Source organism: Geomonas sp. RF6 (genome assembly GCF_021044625.1).
GTDB lineage: Bacteria > Desulfobacterota > Desulfuromonadia > Geobacterales > Geobacteraceae > RF6.
Map to the genome: position 1 here is coordinate 793,636 of NZ_CP087999.1, position 18,232 is coordinate 811,867.

The 18,232-nt window shown below is 59.3% G+C and carries 12 protein-coding genes; 4 read left to right on the forward strand and 8 right to left on the reverse strand.

The features are described from left to right. Positions 1 to 6: 6 nt before the first annotated feature. From LPW11_RS03420 to LPW11_RS03435, 4 genes are all read right to left on the reverse strand, one after another. Positions 7 to 3,942 carry an Ig-like domain-containing protein gene (locus tag LPW11_RS03420; protein WP_230996731.1) on the reverse strand — a complete coding sequence of 1,312 codons (3,936 nt, stop codon included), beginning with the start codon at positions 3,940 to 3,942 and terminating at the stop codon, positions 7 to 9. Next, entirely contained in the window at positions 3,939 to 4,358 is a 420-nt protein-coding gene (locus LPW11_RS03425; RefSeq protein WP_230996732.1) for a hypothetical protein, read from the reverse strand. Before LPW11_RS03425 ends, LPW11_RS03420 begins: the two co-directional genes overlap by 4 nt. A 142-nt stretch (positions 4,359 to 4,500) precedes the next feature. Then, positions 4,501 to 8,115 (reverse strand): ricin-type beta-trefoil lectin domain protein, encoded by a 3,615-nt coding sequence (locus LPW11_RS03430; RefSeq protein ID WP_230996733.1) that lies wholly within the window; start codon positions 8,113 to 8,115, stop codon positions 4,501 to 4,503. A gap of 674 nt (positions 8,116 to 8,789) precedes the next feature. Continuing rightward, the gene (locus LPW11_RS03435) at positions 8,790 to 9,443 is read right to left on the reverse strand and encodes a hypothetical protein (RefSeq protein ID WP_230996734.1); all 654 of its coding nucleotides are present in this window, start codon (positions 9,441 to 9,443) and stop codon (positions 8,790 to 8,792) included. Positions 9,444 to 9,827: 384 nt separating this feature from the next. Here LPW11_RS03435 and LPW11_RS03440 point away from each other — a divergent pair, with 384 nt between their 5' ends. From LPW11_RS03440 to LPW11_RS03450, 3 genes are all read left to right on the forward strand, one after another. Next, the gene (locus LPW11_RS03440; RefSeq protein ID WP_230996735.1) at positions 9,828 to 10,193 is read left to right on the forward strand and encodes a hypothetical protein; all 366 of its coding nucleotides are present in this window, start codon (positions 9,828 to 9,830) and stop codon (positions 10,191 to 10,193) included. Between the two features lie 360 nt (positions 10,194 to 10,553). After that, positions 10,554 to 10,853, forward strand: a complete 300-nt coding sequence (locus tag LPW11_RS03445; RefSeq protein ID WP_230996736.1) for a cupin domain-containing protein — start codon at positions 10,554 to 10,556, stop codon at positions 10,851 to 10,853. Positions 10,854 to 10,991: 138 nt separating this feature from the next. Beyond that, complete coding sequence (locus tag LPW11_RS03450) at positions 10,992 to 13,016, forward strand: hypothetical protein (protein WP_230996737.1); 2,025 nt, start codon at positions 10,992 to 10,994, stop codon at positions 13,014 to 13,016. A gap of 343 nt (positions 13,017 to 13,359) precedes the next feature. On the opposite strand, the gene LPW11_RS03455 is transcribed toward LPW11_RS03450, so the two are convergent. After that, a complete protein-coding gene (locus LPW11_RS03455) occupies positions 13,360 to 13,845 on the reverse strand; it encodes a VOC family protein (RefSeq protein WP_230998237.1) in 486 nt (161 codons plus the stop codon). Between the two features lie 160 nt (positions 13,846 to 14,005). Between LPW11_RS03455 and LPW11_RS03460 the strand changes: the two genes are divergently transcribed. Next, entirely contained in the window at positions 14,006 to 14,911 is a 906-nt protein-coding gene (locus LPW11_RS03460; RefSeq protein WP_230998238.1) for a zinc dependent phospholipase C family protein, read from the forward strand. 179 nt (positions 14,912 to 15,090) lie between these two features. Here the strand turns inward: LPW11_RS03460 and LPW11_RS03465 are convergent, their stop codons facing one another. The 3 genes from LPW11_RS03465 to LPW11_RS03475 form a co-directional block, all read right to left on the reverse strand. After that, entirely contained in the window at positions 15,091 to 15,579 is a 489-nt protein-coding gene (locus tag LPW11_RS03465; RefSeq protein ID WP_230996738.1) for a hypothetical protein, read from the reverse strand. Between the two features lie 28 nt (positions 15,580 to 15,607). Next, positions 15,608 to 17,206 carry a hypothetical protein gene (locus tag LPW11_RS03470; protein ID WP_230996739.1) on the reverse strand — a complete coding sequence of 533 codons (1,599 nt, stop codon included), beginning with the start codon at positions 17,204 to 17,206 and terminating at the stop codon, positions 15,608 to 15,610. Positions 17,207 to 17,544: 338 nt separating this feature from the next. Next, positions 17,545 to 18,147: a uracil-DNA glycosylase family protein gene (locus LPW11_RS03475; protein WP_230996740.1), complete on the reverse strand. Its 603-nt coding sequence runs from the start codon at positions 18,145 to 18,147 to the stop codon at positions 17,545 to 17,547. Positions 18,148 to 18,232: the final 85 nt, after the last annotated feature.

Sequence of the window (18,232 nt, forward strand, 5' to 3'; positions counted from 1 at the left end):
TGACTCCTATTGCGTCATCTGCACGTGGTCAAAGGTCGAGGTGCACAAGGTTGTGTTGTCGTGACTCGCAACGACCAGCCCGACGTACACGGTGCTGGGCATGCTGATGGTGCTCGTTCCCACCTGCACCCAGTTGACCCCGTTGGAGGATATGTACCCGGTGAAGGTGCTCCCATTGCGTACCAGCCGCACCCAGTAGGGCGCGGCGATGTCGAAGATTTTGGATGAAGTAGTTGTGCCGCCTGTCGTGGTGCGCCGCAGGAACTCCGCCCTTTGGAGCGGTGTGAGGTTCATCAATGCATGCTTTGAGCCTGCTGACAGGGACTCGCGCATCATCACTCCTCCCTTGGCATACTCGTGAGTAGGCTGCAGCGACATCACCCGGGCGATGATCTCACCGTTTCCAGTCATTGCGCGATAAACGAAACGGAAGGCATCGGCGCTTCCCCATATGTCGCTCCCGGATCCACGCAACGTGAATATGTTGTTGAAGAACTCGGCGTTGCCGGGAACGCCGACGCTACCGACATCCGCCGTGAGCCAAGGAACTGGCAGCGCAGTGACCACGACCGCCACCGGTGTGGATGTAGCGGTGCGCCCCATGCTGTCCGTAACCCTTGCCGTCAGAGAGTAGCGTCCCGCGGGCACGCCACTCCAGGTGATGCTGAAAGGAGGAGCGGTTGCGGTCCCGATAGATGCACCGCCTGCGTAAAATTCCACCTTGGATATTGAAGCGTCGCTCCCCGCTCTTGCCATCGCTGCCACGGTTATGCTCGCGGGCGCACTGTATGTCGTACCGTCGGTGGGGGCTGTTATCTCGACTGTCGGGGATGCTGTCGTTCCTCCGATCAGGACGCCATCCATGGTGGCGGTGGCAAGGAGGGAGGTGTTGTGGCTGCAGACGATGAGACCGACATAGATTGAACTTGTCATGCTGATGGTACTTGAGCCCGCCAGTCGCCATGTTGCGCCGTCATTGGAGACATAGCCGCTGAAGGTGCTTCCTTTGCGCACCAACTTCACCCAGTACGGCACCGAAGCAGTCGCACCGCTTGCCGTGGCACCGCCCCCCGTGACTGTCCGTTGCAGAAATTCAGCGCCACCGGTCGGCTTGAGGTCCATCGTGACGTGCCTGGAGTTAGGCGAGAGGGACTCGCGCATCATCACCCCGCCCTTTGCATACAGATGCGTGTTCTGGAGCGATCGAATCCGCGCCACGATCTCGCCGTCCCCAGTCATGGTCTGGTAGACGTAGTGGAAGGCGTCGGCGCTCCCCCAGATGTCGGCACCCGCCCCCCTTACGGTGAAGACGCCGCTTTGCCAGGAAGCACTTCCGGCAACCCCGACAGCGCCGACGTCTCCGTTTCTCCACCCGGTCGGGAGCCCATTATCGGTGACCGTAATCGCAACAGGCCCGGAGGTTGCCTGCCCTCCGAGGGTGTCGGTGACTACGGCAGTGAGAAGGTACTGCCCGGCCGGGACATTTCGCCATGACACGCTATAGGGGCTCGTGGTGATGGTGCCGATAGGTGTGCCGCCGGCATAGAACTCCACCTGTTTCACCGACGCACCGATTCCCGCAGTTGCACTGGCCGTTATATTGACTGTGGCAGGCGCGACGAAGGTGGCGTCTACTGCAGGGGAGGTGATAGCCACGGTGGGGAGGCTTACCTGGCCGGCAAGGGCGACATTGTCGAAAGTGGCGGTGTTGAGAAGAGCGTTGTTGTGGCTTGATACGATCAGCCCGATATAGACGGAGTTTGCCATGCTGATCGTGGTGGTACCGATGAGGGTCCAGCTCCTGCCGTCGGCAGAGGCATAAGCGCTGAAGGTGCTCCCCTTGCGGACGAGTTTCACCCAGTACGGCGCTACCCCGGTCGCACCAGTGACGGCCGTCGTCCCTCCAGTAGAGGCCCGGCGCGAGAACTCGACGCCATGTAACGGCGTCACATCCACCATCGCGTGTGCGGAGTTCGCCGTCAGGCTCTCGCGAATCATCACTCCGCCTTTGGCGTACGAGTAGGTGTTCTGCAGGGAAACAACGCGCGCCACGATCTGCCCGTCCCCCGTCAGCGGCTGATATACGTAACGGAAGGCGTCCGCGGTCCCGTAGATGTCGGCCCCTGAGCCGGCGATGGTAAAGGTCCCTGCCATATAGCCTGCCCGCCCGGTCAACCCCACATTTCCAATGTCACGTGTGAGCCAGCCGAACGGTATCTGGCTGTCAAAGCCCTCCAGCACCTGCACCCGGTTGTTTCCGGTATCGGCCACGAACACTTTGTTACCGGCCTTGTCAATGACGATCCCTGTCGGATTTATAAAGAGGCCGTTCCCTATGCCGTAGCCTCCCCAGACCGCGCGGATCGTTCCACCAGGGTCGAAGACAAAGAGCTTGTCAACGGGATCACCGGTACTCACGAGGACGTTGCCGTTCGGATCCACCGCGACACCGGCTGCACCGGACAAGGTCCCTTCCCCGATCGCCCTCAGGAAGTTCCCCTGGCTGTCGTACACCTCCACCCAGCCGGGATAGGCGGCGTACACGTTACCCTTCGTGTCGAGCGCCACGTCCAGAGGTTTGGCGGTGGGGTCAACCTGCGAGGCCCACTGCCTGAGGAGCGTTCCGGCACCGTCGTAGACTTGTACCCTGGAGAGCCCGGTCTCGGCGATATAGACGAGTCCGCTTCCATCTATCGCGAGGCCTCCGGGCTGGTAGAGGAGAGTGGAGCCGGAGTCTCCCCACTTTCTCAGGAAGGTGCCGGCACTGTTGAAGATCTGGATGTTGTTGTTCTGAGCGTCCGCAACATAGATGTTACCGGCAGGATCAAGGGCAATTCCGGTCGGATTTCTAAACTGAGCAATCCCCTCGCCATAGCCGCCCCATTGCCTGACGAAAGTCCCGCTGTCAGTGAAGACCTCTACCCGGAAGTTGTCAGCGTCCGTCACATAGACGTTGCCACTGCTGTCGAGGGCCAGGTAACGGGGAGAGTGGAATTCGCCAGGTCCGGAGCCGTAGGTCCACCACTTGCTCAGATAAGTACCGGTGTTACTGAAGATCTCGATCCTGAAATTCTGGCTGTCGGCGACGTAGACATCGCCATTGTCACCCACGACGAGGGAGTACGGAGTTCCGCCGAACTGCCCGTTGGCACTCCCCCAGGTCCCCCAGCGCCGCAGCGGTGTACCGACGCTGTCGAAGACCTGAACTGAAGCGTACGCGGTTACATAGACATTTCCCTTTCCATCAAGAGCGATGGAGGCAAGGGAATCGAACCTCCCCCACTTTCTGAGGAACCGACCGGTACTGTCGAAGACCTGAACCCTGTTGTTGCCGGAGTCGGCGACGTAGACGTTGCCGGCAGCATCAATGGCGACACCCGATGCGTAATTGAGTTGTCCATCCGCGGAGCCGGGAGTTCCCCACTTGCGCAGGAAGCGCCCCCACGGATCGAATACCTGGATCCTGCCGTTACCGGCATCGGAGACGTAGACGTTGCCGCTGCTGTCTACAGCCACCCCCTGCGGGCTGTTGAACTCACCGTCGGCAGACCCGGCACTCCCCCACTTGCCGAGGAAGTTGCCCATATTGTCGAAGATCTGCACCCTGTTCAGCGCAGCATCGGGAACGTACACATTCCCGTTGGGTGCCACAGCGATCCCCAGAGGGAACTGGAACATGCCATCAGCGGACCCGTAACCACTCCATTTTCTTAGCAGCGTCCCCGTTTTGTCGAAGACGAGGATTCCGCTGTTGGGACCGAAGTGGTTAACAAGGTATATGTTCCCCGCCGCATCACGAGCCATCATGTGGGGCTGCTCGTCAAAATGGTACCGAGCCCCCCACAGGTAGAGGAAATCACCAGGAGCGGCCTGCGCCGCCGGGAGCATTGCCACGTGCAGGAGCAGGAGGGCGAGAAATAGCGCCGTCTTGAGAGGTTTCATTCGGCACCCCCTGGTCGGCTCTTCACCGGAAACTCGACCACCTTGCCATTGGAGTCGACGCATCTCCCTGTCCAGAAGAGCGTAGCTCCAGCGTAGCGCGGTTTGTCGACCATAAGCCTCGACTCCACTTGCAGCGTAACGTCGGTGACCTCATTAGGTCCTAAGTAGGCAATGTTCAGAGTGGTCCCTTTGCCGAGGACCGGGATGACGGGAACAAGGGAAAGAGAGATCTCTGTGACAGCCGTATCGCCGGAATTATGCACATGCAGCGTGTAGTCAACGGTTGTGGCCGAGGCTTGGGGGTTGAAGCCGGTGAGGTGGTGTGCCAGCACGAGCGGCGAGTCGCTGGCGTGTGCGAAGCTGGCTGCCACTACCAATGCCAGAAAGAACAGAAATCGAGCCGTTGTTTTTATCATTCCTTGCCTCCTCTTTGCAGTGGTTAGTGCACCCTTCCTTCTTCACCTCCTTTTCGCTTGCCAAATGACGCTGGGGCAGAGAAAGGGGGGCAGGACTTTTTGACAAGATAGAGTAGCCTGTCCCCCTTCCTAAGCGCGTCGGTCAATCCGGTGACCAGACCCACACCTCGTTCGACGTGGGCGCCAAGAGATTGCCATTGTTATCCGTCGGCTGTTTCGACAGTTGCACTGTCGCCCCGACTGTCGTTCCGGTGAGGTCGAGGAGCAGGCCGGAGTTGACATTGGTGACTGTGGGGTACCCGACGTTACTGAACATGCGTAGCCAGTGCTGGCTGGCCGCGCCGCTGCATTCGCTGATCACGACCGCCGGGTTCTCGGGTGCGCCCGGAGCGTCCAGACACATTGTTCCGCTCGGACTGGCGACAGTGAAGGTCTGGGAGATCGGGTGGTAGGTCCAGGTCTGCGCCGTGCTAAGCGGAGTCGCGCAACTGTTGATGACGGGGATACCGGTCGTCGAGAGGTCGAGGCATTTCTTCGCCCCCACCGCATGCAGAGCGCCGCCCTGCCTCGAGGTCCGACTCCACAGCTGCCCCTGGCTGCTGTTGGCGGTGTTCAACTGCAGGAGGGTGTTGTTAGCGGTAGCCCCGCCAGGAACATCAAGGACGAGCCCAGACTTGTCGTTGCTGATCGCGTAGCCATCGCCGTGCAGCGTCCACTGCTGCTCGAGCGCGCCGGTGCAGGTGTTGATCTGAACGGGGGTGCCGGCGGTGGTGCCGCCGTTGCGCGCCTCCAGGCACAACGTCGGGGCGTAGGCGTAGATCAGCTCCTTGGTCGTGGGATTGTAGGTCCACTGCTGGGCCCAGTTGCCGTGGCAGTCATAGATCTGCACCTGGGTTCCCGGCGTCGTGGAGTAGTTGGGCACGTCCACGCACCGTCCCGAACCGATGCCGTGGATCTCGCCAGTCAACGGGGAGTGGGTCTTCCACTGCTGCGCGGTGCCCCCCGCGTACGGCTCGAGGATCAACTTCGCTCCGTTAGTTGCCGAGTAGCCGCTCACCTCGAGCGCCAAACCCGACTTCTTGTTGATGATCTTCGCTTTGTCCGCTCCGACCGCCTCGATGGTCCAGCGCTGGCTCGATACTCCGTTGGTGAAGTTGCCGGTCTCAAAGTCCGGATCCTGGACGACGTTTTGTTCCGGCGTGTACCCCGTCAGCGCGATGTCGTCGAGCAGGAAGTAGTTCGGGGTGCCTGCGGCGCCGTCATCGTGAGCATTGAACCAGAGCGCGACGGTTTGCCCTGCGTAGACGCTCGTGTCGAAGGTGACGTTCGTCCATACCCCCGAGTTGGAGCAGACGTTCAGCACGTTCGCGAGAGTGTTGTTCGAGGTGTCGCGGATCTGCATCTGGATCTGCTCATTGGCGATCGAGCCCGCGCAGTGCGGCTGGTACCAGAAGCTCAGCGCGGAGGCGCCGCTCGGGACGGTTACCCTCTGGGTCATGGTGCTGCTGGCGTTGATTGGGACCGTTTTTCCCAGTTGCGCCGCGTAGGTGCCTGTGTGGGGTGAGGTGGTGACGAGGGGGATGAACCCTCCGCTCGTGCTCCATGAGGTAATGGCGCCGTCGTCGCAGCTGTTGATGACAACGGGGGTGTAGCGGGCAGTGCTGCTCCCTGCGGCGTCGAGGCAGAGCTTGCCGCTGTTGTTAGGGTTGGGGTCAGTGTCGGTAAACTCCGCCGGGTTGGTGACCGAGATCTGCTCGAGGGCGGGGTCGTAGGACCAGATCTGATCGTTGGCGGGGGGCTGATTGCAGGTATAGATCTCGGCTTGGGTGCCCTTGGTCCAGGACGGCAGGCGGATGCACTTGCCGGACGCCACCCCCTCCACCTCACCGCTCGTGGCGTTGAAGGAGTCGGCATAGCGGAAACCGAAGACGACGCTGTCGGCGATCGTCCCGCCACAGTTTCCCACGCTGTAACTACTGACAATCTGGCCGGTGGCCAGCACGTGACCGTCGTACTGCAAGACGTTCGTGTCTCTGAACGATTCGTAGGTGCCGTTGTCGGAGTGGCCACCGGCTGCCCAGTAAAAGCCGATCCAGGCGGGGACCTTGTCCTGCTTCCCGATGCACCCCGATACGTCGCTCTGCGTCTTCACCTCGCTGATCGGCCCTGCGGCAGTGAGGTTGTAGTATTTAGCGGTGGTGGTGGGCGGCGTGGTGACCCCAGTGATTGCGCCGCTTTGTGCGGGCCCCAGCAGCGGAGGGGTGGTGGCCTGCATCGAGCTGAGGACGTTATATACTGTGGTGCCTCCGTCCTGCATCTGCTTCGTCCAGGTGGTGATCTCCTTCAGCGGTCCGGCGACGTTGTACGGCAGGGTCGGCTGGACCTGCATGTGCCCGGTGGGGTAGGTGTAGATCATGCGAGTCAGCTTCACCCCGCCCGGCACGGTCCCACCCTGCACGGTGCCAGGGTAGGCGCGCGGGTCCTGGTACTTCCAGACGTCCCTGGCGTCCAGAACGCTGAGGGTCAAGTTGCGCAGGTACTCGTTGCGCGTTCTCCAGTCGGACGCCGCGGACGGCTGCTGGTTGAGGCCCGTCGTAAAGACCTGGTCGACGTAGCCGACGCCGTAGGCGGTGTTGGCGCTGTCCAGTTCCTGATCCATGGACGTTGCGGCAACGTTGTTGTCCAGGTTGGACCATTTGGGATCCATTGTGGTGTTGTCGTCCCAGTACTTGTGCAGCAGGATGCCGTCGCGCAGGAAGGCGACGTAAAGGTTTTCGTACTGCGCGTAGAGGGGGAGCAGGTCCAGCTGGCTTACTTCGGCAGTGTTTTGCTGGAAAGAATTTCGACTTTTTATGAAAGTATTTACATTGATGCCATTCCACATCCCCCAAAGGGTCTCGCGCGCCTGGTTGTAGCAGTTGTAGCTGTCGTACCCTTGAGGCTGCGCTTCGCAGTAGATCCTCCAGTTCGCTACCGTTTGATTCCAGGAACCAGCCTCCGGGTCCGCGCTCGCTCCCGCCAGAGCCTCCCCGATACCGGTCAACTCGGTACTGACCTGGTCGTAGGCAGCCTGCTTGACCATCGCCTGCATATTGTTGATCTCGGCGTCTGGCCCCTGCGGCCACAGCAGCTGGGTAAGCCCGGCCAGCAGGTTGCCGACGACGGGCACATACTGAAACGCTGTCGTGAGGAAGATCTCGATATCGGCCTGGACGTCGGTCGCGGCTGTGGGGGTGTACCCGCCGACGACGTCGCCGGAAGCCGACGCTGCGTCCCCAGTGCTTGTGTCACAGATGGGGAGCGGCTTCCACTTCATGGTCGGTCCCGGCTTGGGGGACCAGCCGGTACCGATCTGCTCCGAAATCTCCCGCAGTTGGTTCTGCAATGAGCTGCCAAGCTCGGGGTAGACTACCTTCCCGGACTGCAATGACCAGGCATGCTGCCTCCACGCCAGCGCCATCGCCTGTGCCGCCGAAGGGTTCCCCGACCGAAGCGCGTCATCCAGCTCCCGCAGCCGCCGAACGATTGAATTGCGGGTCGGACATGTCAGCGTCGAATTCTCCACCTCCTTGATCAGCTTCTCCACCTCGGTAGCGAGCTGGTGAACGTTCGCCCCCGGTCGACCTTTATCGGCTCCCTGGACAGCGACCTGCTTCTCCGGGATGGCCCTATCGGCGATAGCCGGAGAAATACCGAAAACGAGGCACGTCGTGAGAGTGCACAGAAAACTTACGGTGATCTTTATACGCTCGATCATTTTGAATTTTCCTTTCTGACTCTTCGTCCCCTTTTCACTCTTCCAGTTCCTTCAGAAGGGACTGTGACGGGGGGGGGCGGGGGCACAGGTCAGGCCTCTCGAATAATCGGCGCAGCACGGTGAGGGCAATGACAGGTTGTATCATCTTCTTTGCCGTGGCGTTCATAGCCAGTCCCGGATCTTTAAGGTTCTCTCTACGACCTCGACGTAGCGTCTATCTCTGCATGTCGCCATGGAGGAAACAATGGCCGCTTTGACGACCTCGGCACAGGAACATCTACCGTCAGCTCGGAGAGCAGCGCCAGCAAGAGCGCCAGTGGATGGACAAGGGAGTTCTTCTCGGTGATGCAGATAGTGAGGCAATCACCGTACCACTTAAAAACGCCTGCAAAAACAATGCGTTTTGTCGCTCAGCGGGATGTAGGTGCAATGCTTTACATAAAGGTGTAAAGGGGGTTTACATTCACCGGCCCTGCTCGCGGTCGAGGCCAGTAGAGCCTTTTAGTCGCACAATCAGCAGTTGCAGTGGAGGGTATGAGGCGCGCAAAGGAGGTAGCGGGCGCAAAGGCGGGAAGAGAAACGAGGTGGAGACGTCGAGAGCTTCGGGGAGATGGCGGGTTGGTCGGGGATGAAAGTGGAGGGCGCCATTGCGGAGCCCTCCTTTCCAATCTTTATCAGCTGATCGTGGTACTCACGATGGCGGACCACGGACCGGGCCCATCGGGACCATGGTGCCTCATTCTGAAGAAGGCGTTTCCAGCTTCCATATTCTCCATGACCATGCTCGTGGCATCAGGGAAAATGGCCTTGTGGAACCACTCGTCCTCTGCTGAAGGGTCCTTCCGGTTTATGTGAACTTCATGGTTGTATGCGCCCGCTATCTGGCTGGCGCTCGCTACCGCCTTCCCCCTCTCCCCGGAATTGACCACGGTGAAATCCGAAGGGGCCACCAAGGGCAGCTTCACTCTGTTGAAAGCCCTGCGTTCCTGGATGACGGAGAACCCTGTTGTGAAGAGCGCATCGGGGTTTCGTACGGACGCTGCTTCCAAAAGGGCGGCGATCTCATCCAGCATCGTTACTACTTCCTCCGCGAGCTTGTCCCGCTCGCGGATCAGGTTCCGGTCACCATTGATGGCCAGGTGGTATGCCGCCTCAAACTGATCCACCTTCTCAAAATACCTCTGGAGGAGACCTGCGCTGGCACTCCACAAGGACTCCGGATAGTTCACGTTATCCGTGAGGGAGTGTCTTACTTTTTGGCAGAAGCTGAGGAACTTCGCAGGGGAACTTCTTCGATACTCACGCTTTATCCTTCGCTGATTCGCCATCGCCACTCCTTCGCCCCTCAGGTCGCAGAGACACTGGCGGATCGACCCGACAGCAGGAGCTATGTCATTAGTTTAATTCAATAGACAAAGGATATAGAGGGCGTGAGGAGTGTCAAGAACGTTTCACGGCTCTTGCCATGTAAAACGCCACGCATGGCCCAGGCCGAGGCACACACATGCCGACGATCCATTGAAGACCGCACCTCCTGCTCTTTGCTCAATCTTTGACTGTTCCGCCACTTTCGCCCCCCTCTCACTCCTTGATGCGTCTTTCGTCACTTAGCTGACCTATTGCTGGAATTCTCCCGGATTCGGAGATATAACAGGTACTCTGTCCCCGGAATGCTGTTCCGAGAGGATCACTTGGACTTAAGGAGGTTCGCAATGCGCTACATCAATACCAACAGAATCATTGCCGCCCAACTCACCACGCCGGACGAAAATCCCCTTATCGGCGACGACACGCGCCTCATCGATGTATGGTTCGACGGAAGCTCGGTGAGAAAGCAGCTCTTCAAGAAGGTGAAAAAGACCGAGCAGGAAGCTCTGGCGCAGGAACTGGAGGGGAAAGGCTTCATCCGCTCCGGCAACCTCCTCATCAATCCGCGAGCGGTCCTCTTTGCGGAAATGGAGCACGAGATCGTCGGAGGCCTCGTCACCATCGGCTACCAGGACAACGGCAGCCCGGTTGAGCTAAAGGTAGATAGCAATTTGTTCATAGAGCTGTGCGAGCGGTTGCGAGGGGTTTGACTGTAGAGACGGCGGCACAACGGCAGCTGGACGAGACTTCCTCTCTGTAAAGGACTGGTTCCCACGCTATTGTCCATCCCGCTCGTGGAAGCACAGTTACAAGACGTTTTCCCTCTCATAGACGTATGAGCTTCAGATGGCGAAGATGCCGATCACACTGGTCTTAATGCGCCCATTGTGATAGTGTGCACCACTTCATTATTCGCCGTATGAGGTAGCCCTTCAGCGTTTGCGCTGTGAGGTGGTTCAACACCAGTGGGCATGTGGTGATTTCGACGGCCTCACTCAGCACGAGGCCACAATCGGAAGGGCTTTTCCATGACTGAAACGTTGCAATACTACCCCCAAGACAAACTGTTCATGACTACGGATGTACCGGGGGCCAAGCAGTGGGCGGTCGCGCTGGAGAAAACAATGTTGACCTACTTCGAGGTGGCGCCGCATTGCACATTCGACTCCCACACTCACGACAGCGAGCAGATCACGATGGTGATAGAGGGTGTCCTCTATTTCCAGCAGGGGGATGAGGTGATCGGGGTGAAGGCGGGCGAGGCGATAGCGATACCCTCGAACGCACCCCATGCTGTGTTCACTACCGATACCGCAGTAAAGGCGGTCGACGCGTGGTCTCCGGTCATGGATAAGTACCGGAAGAAGTAGTCACTTAACGGCCGCTGCTTGAACGGCGCCAGCAGATGCTCCTGACGCCGTTGTCAAACAGGTGGAGTTTGCCATCGAGATTTCGGCGTCGGGGCGTGCTGCGTAGAGAGACAACATACCCCCCTCAAGGAGTCGTACTTGAACACACCTATTTTACTGATTTGCACGGCCCTCCTCTTTTCCCTATCGTTTGGTTCTCCCTCTTCAGCAGTGTCAGCAGGCACCGATGAGCTGCCAATTGCCGTAACAAAGCGGATCGTCCGGCCGGAAGATGCAGCTACTTTTTCCATGACCAAAGGGATGGTCGTTGTTGGCGACAGTATCTTCCTTTCGGACGCCGCTACCAATACGGTCCGCAAGGTAGCGATCAAAACCGGGGCTGTCTCTACCTTTGCGGGACAATCTGGAGTGAGTGGCTCGGCGGACGGTGCCGGGACCAAGGCGACGTTCAATAAGCCGCGTAGCATCACTAGCGACGGAAGAAGCCTCTTTGTTGCCGACTATGGAAACTTCACCATTCGCGCAATCGATCTCAAAAGTGCAGCAGTCACCACGCTGGCGGGCACCCCGGGACGCGAGGGATGGACTGACGGTTTAGGGGGGGCTGCAACGTTTTCCCGCTTATCAGGAATCACGACTGACGGAGGGAATCTCTATGTGACCGATAACCCCGGTTCCGGATCGACCATCAGGAAGATAGAAGTCGCTACCGGGAGGGTTACCACACTGGCGGGACGGCCGAATGCTTTCGGCACAGTGGACGGCATTGGAAAAGATGCACTTTTATATTACGCAAGCGGTATTACTACGGACGGTTCAAATCTGTATTTCACGGAGATGAATGGACACACTGTCAGGCAGTTGGCGCTGGCAACCGGCGAAGTTACCTCCCTGGCAGGGCTTGGCGGGAACAGCGGTTCGTCTGATGGTGTGCGGTTCGCGGCACGTTTCAGGGGACCTAGAGATATCGTAAGGATCGGCGGCGATCTGTATGTCACCGACACCCTGAATCACACCATCAGGAAATTCGTCATCGAGACGGGAGAAGTCAGCACTGTGGCAGGTACCGCCGGAGTCCCCGGTGCGGTAGACGGTTTAGGAACAGGTGCACGCTTTGCCGCACCGATGCTGATAGGAACCGACGGGAAAAAGCTCTATGTACTTGATTCCTCACCAAACCCACTGAGAGAACTTTCCTTCCGGTCTGATATCGTCGTTGATGGACCAGTGGCAAGAACACAGTTGAGAATGACAGTGCAGGATCTTCTATACCAGGAGAAATTTTCTGAGCTCGAGAAGATGGCACAGCACTTCAGAAAGTCAAAGGAGAGACTCCCTGAAGGGTTGTGGAAGCTGCAGTTTTTTTACGAGGGTGTGGTTGAAAAAGACAGTTCACCGGAAGGATTACGGCAATACAGGAGCTTGGTGGAAAAGTGGTATCGAGCTTTCCCCACCTCCATCACCGCCAGAGTCGCTTTAGCCGAGGCTATCCTTGAGATCGGAGCGAAGGCTCGTGGTGGCGGTTATTCTGATACCGTAACGGAAGAAGGAGCGCAGATATTTCACGACTCCAACGAGCAAGCCTACAAGCTTCTGGAGAAAAAACCCTCGTCTGACGCCGACGACTGCCCGGAGCGGTATGCTCAGCTCTTGAGGATCGCAAGGAACCAGGGGTGGGACAGGCCGCACTTCGAAGCGGCGTTTCACGAAGCGGTAACCTTCGAGCCGCTATACTACCCCTTGTACATACAGAAGGCGACCTATCTGCTGCCAAGATGGAATGGAGAGGAAGGGGACTGGCAAAAGTTTGCCAAAGAGGCGATCTCGCTCACACCCGAAAGCGAGGGGAAATCGATCTACATGCGGATCGTCGGTTCAATGGTATTGGTTCCCGGGATCTCCCTGCAGGATCCTCTTTTGTCCTGGACGCTCTTGAAACAAGGCTACCTCGATGTGGAGCGAAATTTCCCGCAGTCGCGCTGGAACTTGAACGTCTTCTGCAAATACGCCTCCTGGGCAGGTGACAGAGAAGCAGCAAAGGAGCTGTTCAAGCGCATCGGGGATAACCCATATCTGGATACGTGGGGAAGTGCGGAAGAATTTGAGAAGTGGCGAAAGTGGGCAGCAGATGATAAGCAGGCAATGAATCAGAGCTACCGTTAAAGCTGCAACGCGGCTCAGGCTTTGAATGTGGGGCTCACCTCCACGGTGCTCCTGCCAGCACATAGTTGAGGGCGTCCTCCTCTTCATGCCGACGTCGTTCCAGCCGGGGGGCCGTCCCCCCGGCTGGACTCGCGACCACGACACCTGCGTCCCCTGCTAATTGCTGGACCGCGTTGTTCCCGCCGTGCCGGCCACCGTCGTTGTGGCACCGGTTGCGATGACTACCTTGCGGATGGTGCTGTCGCCGAATTCGGTAAAGTAGATATTGGCCAGGGGACCTCTACATGCACTGGCGTAGATTACAGGGCCGCCCCATGGTTGCAAAGGCGTGCAGATGGCGGAATCAACCTCGATAAGCCGCCTCGATTGCAGCGATGTCGATCTTTGTCATCTGCATCATCGCATCAAACGCTCGCTTGGCAGCAGCGACATCGGGATCGGTGACCGCTTTGATCAGGATGATCGGCGTAATCTGCCAGGACAATCCCCACTTGTCCTTGCACCAGCCGCACGCGCTCTCCTGCCCGCCGTTGCCGACGATCGCATTCCAGTAGCGGTCCGTCTCGGCCTGGTCTGCGGTTGAGACCTGGAACGAGAACGCCTCGTTGTGCTTGAACGCCGGCCCGCCGTTGAGCCCGACGCACGGAACGCCCAACACGGTAAACTCGACGGTCAACACGTCCCCTTTTCTCCCGGACGGAAAATCTCCCGGTGCGAGGTGCACCGCACCTACCGACGAATCTGGAAAAGTCTCCGCGTAAAACCGTGCCGCCTCCTCGGCGTCCCCGTTGTACCAAAGGCAAATCGTGTTCTTTGCTGGGTTCATGATGTCATTCCTCCATGATAAAAGCGGACGCGTAAATGAGTCCGTTACAGCATAGCATGATTCACACAACACCTCTGGTGCAAGATCTGGAGGTAAATGCCAGGTTCGGCGTGGCGTGATGACGCCCCTTTACATTTCCCCAAGGATTCTCTATGCTTTGCCTATGCTACTACTTGTCGCGGCAGCTATCCTGCTCGTTCTCGGCATCCCCCACGAGGCTCTTGCCTGGGGAGGGGGGGTGCACCTGCAGCTCGGGATGAACGTACTCTCCAACCTGGGGATGCTCGATCCCGCCATCGCCGCCGTTATCGGCGCCCACCCCTACGACTACCTCTACGGTTGCATCGCCGCGGACATCACGCTCGGGAAGAAATACACCCACTACCTGCAGCACTGCCACCGCTGGCGGATCGGCTTCCGCATCCTTGAAAACGCGGAGGATGATGCGCAGCGCTCCTGCGCCTACGGCTACCTGAGCCACCTTGCCGCGGACTGCGTCGCGCACAACTACTACGTTCCGTTCAAGGTGATGAAGAGCTTCGCGGCGATGACGCTGAAACACGCCTACTGGGAGATGCGCTTCGAGAATTACGTGGAGAAAGACATCTGGGAAACGGGGAAGAAGGTGGCACAGGAGCACTTCAGCCGCAACGACCTCCTGCTCCAGAGGGTGGTTTCCAACACCATCTTCTCGTTTGCCACCAACAAGCGGATCTTCAACTCCATCCTGCTGGTGAGCCGCCTGGAGAAGTGGCAGGCGTTTCTGCAGACCATCAACGAAAGCTCCCGCTATACACTGGAGGAAACGGACCGGGAAGAGTACATGCGCCTCTCCCAGGACGCGGTCTTCGATTTTCTGCTGAACGGGCGAAAGGCCCTTATCTACCATGCCGACCCCACCGGCGAGAAGGCGCTGGAGGCCGGGGATGCCATCCGCAAGAACCTGAGGCTTCTGTACAAGAGCGGGAAGATCACCAAGCCGCAGGCGAACGAGGAGCTCGATCAGGTCCGGATGAAGCTCAGGCAGGCGATTTGGGAACCGCGGCAGTTGCGGCATATCTCCAGCTGATTTTTCGCCATCTCCGGAGCCGATTTCGAAACGGGAGCCGCCTTCTGGTGGCAAGTATGTCGGAGCTTCCTGCCGGAAACGCTTCGCTTATTCCGGCCCACATTCTACATTCCGCCTACCTCCAAATGATAATGGCCTGCATTGCAGGCCATTATCGCTTCTCACATGGATCCGTTCTCCTATTCCGGCATGTCCTTCAGACGTCTTCCCGTGCTGTCGGTGATCGTGGTCCCGGCAGCTTTTCTTTTCTGCTCTGCGGTGGGGGCGCCGACGGAATAGCTCGTTACGCTGCTTTGCTTCATGCCGCCGAACTTCCCGCTTACCGCCACCACCAGGGATGACCGCCCCTCCCCCGCGCGGTAGCTCACATCGAACGCTTTCTTTTGCCCACTCGCGAAACTCTGGCCGGCAACGGGACGGGCGTCGCTCGTGACTTTCAGCCCGTCGACCCCATTTACCCGCACCTCCACGTCGGTTGCGGCGGCATTGAATGTTATCGATACGCGCGCCGCGCTGCTCCCCATCTCCGCATTTACCGATACGGGAGCGACCCGTTTCCCTACTGGCCTCGTCTTCCCCTTCGTGTAGGCGGTGGAATCTCGCGGTATCATCGCCAGCGCCGAGAGGGCGAAGAGTACAGCAACCACTACAGAAGCGATCTTGTGCATATGCGCTCCTTTTCCATCGAGAGTCTTTTTAGTTGCTGGTGAAGTTCAGGGATACCGTGTAGCTGATGCTACTTTGGCTGTACCCGGTAAGGACGACCACATACTTCTTCCCGCTTTCCGTCGCCACCTGCACTGTCTCGGTCCCGCTGGACACCGCGTCCGCCGAGGCGAGCGGGTTCCCGCCCTGGTACACGTCGAGAGCCACATCCTGTGCCGAGGCGGCCGATACCGTGATGGTGCGGCCATTGCCGACGAAGACAAAGTACTGCCTCTGATCCCACTCGTTGTAGTGGCCACCGCCGAGCAGGGTCATGTTGATGCCTGCCGGGAAGGATGAAACTGGGATGTACATCTCGGAGAGGTTAATGTCCCCGGTCCCGTACTCCGAGGTTATGGCGCCGATACCGTAGTGGGCAAGGGCCGTGTCGACAGCTGCCGAGTCGACCCCTTGTTGCTGCTTTAGATAGTAGACAAAGGCTCCGAGGGTGACCATGGCGTCGGTCGTTTTCAGCGGCCCGGCGAGCACATCGTACACCCCTCCCAGCCCCACGCCCACATGGTCGAACGCCTCGCCGGTGCCGGTGTCATAGAGATCGTACATCGCTCTCGTGACGCAGTCTTCGCAAAGGCAGCCATAGTCGACGTCGTCCGCGGCCGAGGGTGCGGTTTCCGCGTCGACGCCGAAGCTGTCAAGCACCCCGCCGGACCACATCGTGTCCACATAGAGAGGGTCGTTGCACACCATTGCCGCCATCGCCGTGGCGCACCCCTCTCCGAAAGCGAGAGCAGGATCCAGTTTCTCTCCGGAAGAATGCGGCCCTCCCGGACTGTCGGAGCGGGAGAGATTGAACTGCAGGAAATGCACCCACTCATGGGCGATGACGTGGTTGTCGAACTCGTCCGTGTCGACCCCGTCCTTGCCGAGGATATATATGGCCTTGTCGGTTATGGAGTAGTGCGAGGTGGTGATGAAACCTTGCGCATTGTCGCCGGACTCCGGAACATTGCTGGGGCTCCAGTATAGCGTCAGCGCCGGCCAGGCAACGGTCTTCACGGCGCTTACCCCTTTCGACGCGGAGTACATGGTGTCGAGGATGGCAAATGGCGCGGCCCTTCTATTGGCGGCGACGTACGCCGTGCCGTTCCACCCGGTGGCGGCGTGGATGTTCTTGGTGCCGGAGGTTCCATCGAGTGGAGCGCTCATACTCCAGGTCGAGCCCTGGTCGGTGTTGTCCTTTACCTGCATCGGCGGGTCCGCCGTCTCCGCCACTACCACGAGCTTCAGGTTGGCGGTGCCGTTCGGTGTGTAGGAGACCTGGTAGTTGCCAGAGGAATCAGTCCTTGTGGTGGCGAGAACCGTCGTGCCCTGCATGACCTGGACCGTGACGTCACGCACCGGCTTCGCCACCGCGTTGGAAAAGGCAAGGGTACCGTGACCGGTTGTCTGGCTGTAGGTGGCGGGGACGAAGTCGTAAGTTACCTTCCCGTTGATGGAGACGGCACCGGTCGCGCCACCGCCACCGCCGCCTCCCGCGCTACCGCTGTCTCCACCCCCTCCTCCGCCGCCGCATGCGGCAATCAACGCCAAACAGAGAATGAAAGCCATACGCCCCAGGAATATTCTCATACTCCTCTCCTCCTTTACTGGTGGATGTTGGGACTACAGACTTCTCAATCGTTCTGATTGTCGTACAGCCTTTCTGGCAATTGATGTTTCTTGCTTCTGAACCGGTTCACGCGGGCCCGTTGCCACGACGAGCTGCAGATTAGCGCCAGCCAATCAGGCAAACCCTTCTAGGGTACCGGGCAGGGAAGGAGTGTCAAGCGAAGCTCGCGCCCCGGAATGTACGGTAGGAGTGGAGATGGAGAGGCGGGGGAAGATCCTCTTTGGCCGCGGGGAGCGGCCGGACGGGAAGAAGGGGAATGGGGAGAAGCGGGTGCGGAATCCGCGGAAAAGAAGGGGTCTCAGGCGCGGCGCGACTTCCCGAGGCGGTGCATCACTTGCTGCATGTCGTTCCACGCCTCGCGCTTGAGGGCCTGGTTGTTGAGGAGCACCTCCGGGTGCCACGTCGGCATGAGGGGTGCGCCCTCCAGCGCAGAAAAGGAGCCGCGCAGGTCGGCAAGGGAGACGTCGCTTCCGGCGAGAATCTGCGCCGCGTCTTCTCCCAGAGTCATCACCGCCTCGGGCTCAACCGTGTGCAGCACCTCCAGAAGGGATGATCGGGACGGGGGATTGGCAGGATCAAAGGTGAGGAGATAGACCTCTTCAATGGCGAAACCCATCGCTTGTACCATTTTTGCCAGGAGCTCGCCGGCGTCGCCCCTGTAGCCGTCGCCGGTCATGACCAGTACGAGACGCGCGGCCGGATCGCCAAAGGCTTGGTAAAGGGGTGCTACGGGGCTCTCCGCGGCGGGAGCAGCTGCAGGAGATGCAGCAACCGGTGATGCGGCGGGAGGCGATGCGCTTTCGCCGCCGAACGCCAGCTCCGTCACGCCGCTTTCCAGCAGCTCCTCCAGGTACCCCCGCAGGGACGCCACCAGAAGCTCCTGCTCAGCCAGTTCAACCATTTTTTCTACCTCTCACCTAGATGCCCGGTTCTGCCGGGAATTTCCGGGGGAGGAAATCCCCCCTGTCCCCCCTTCGCAAAGGGGG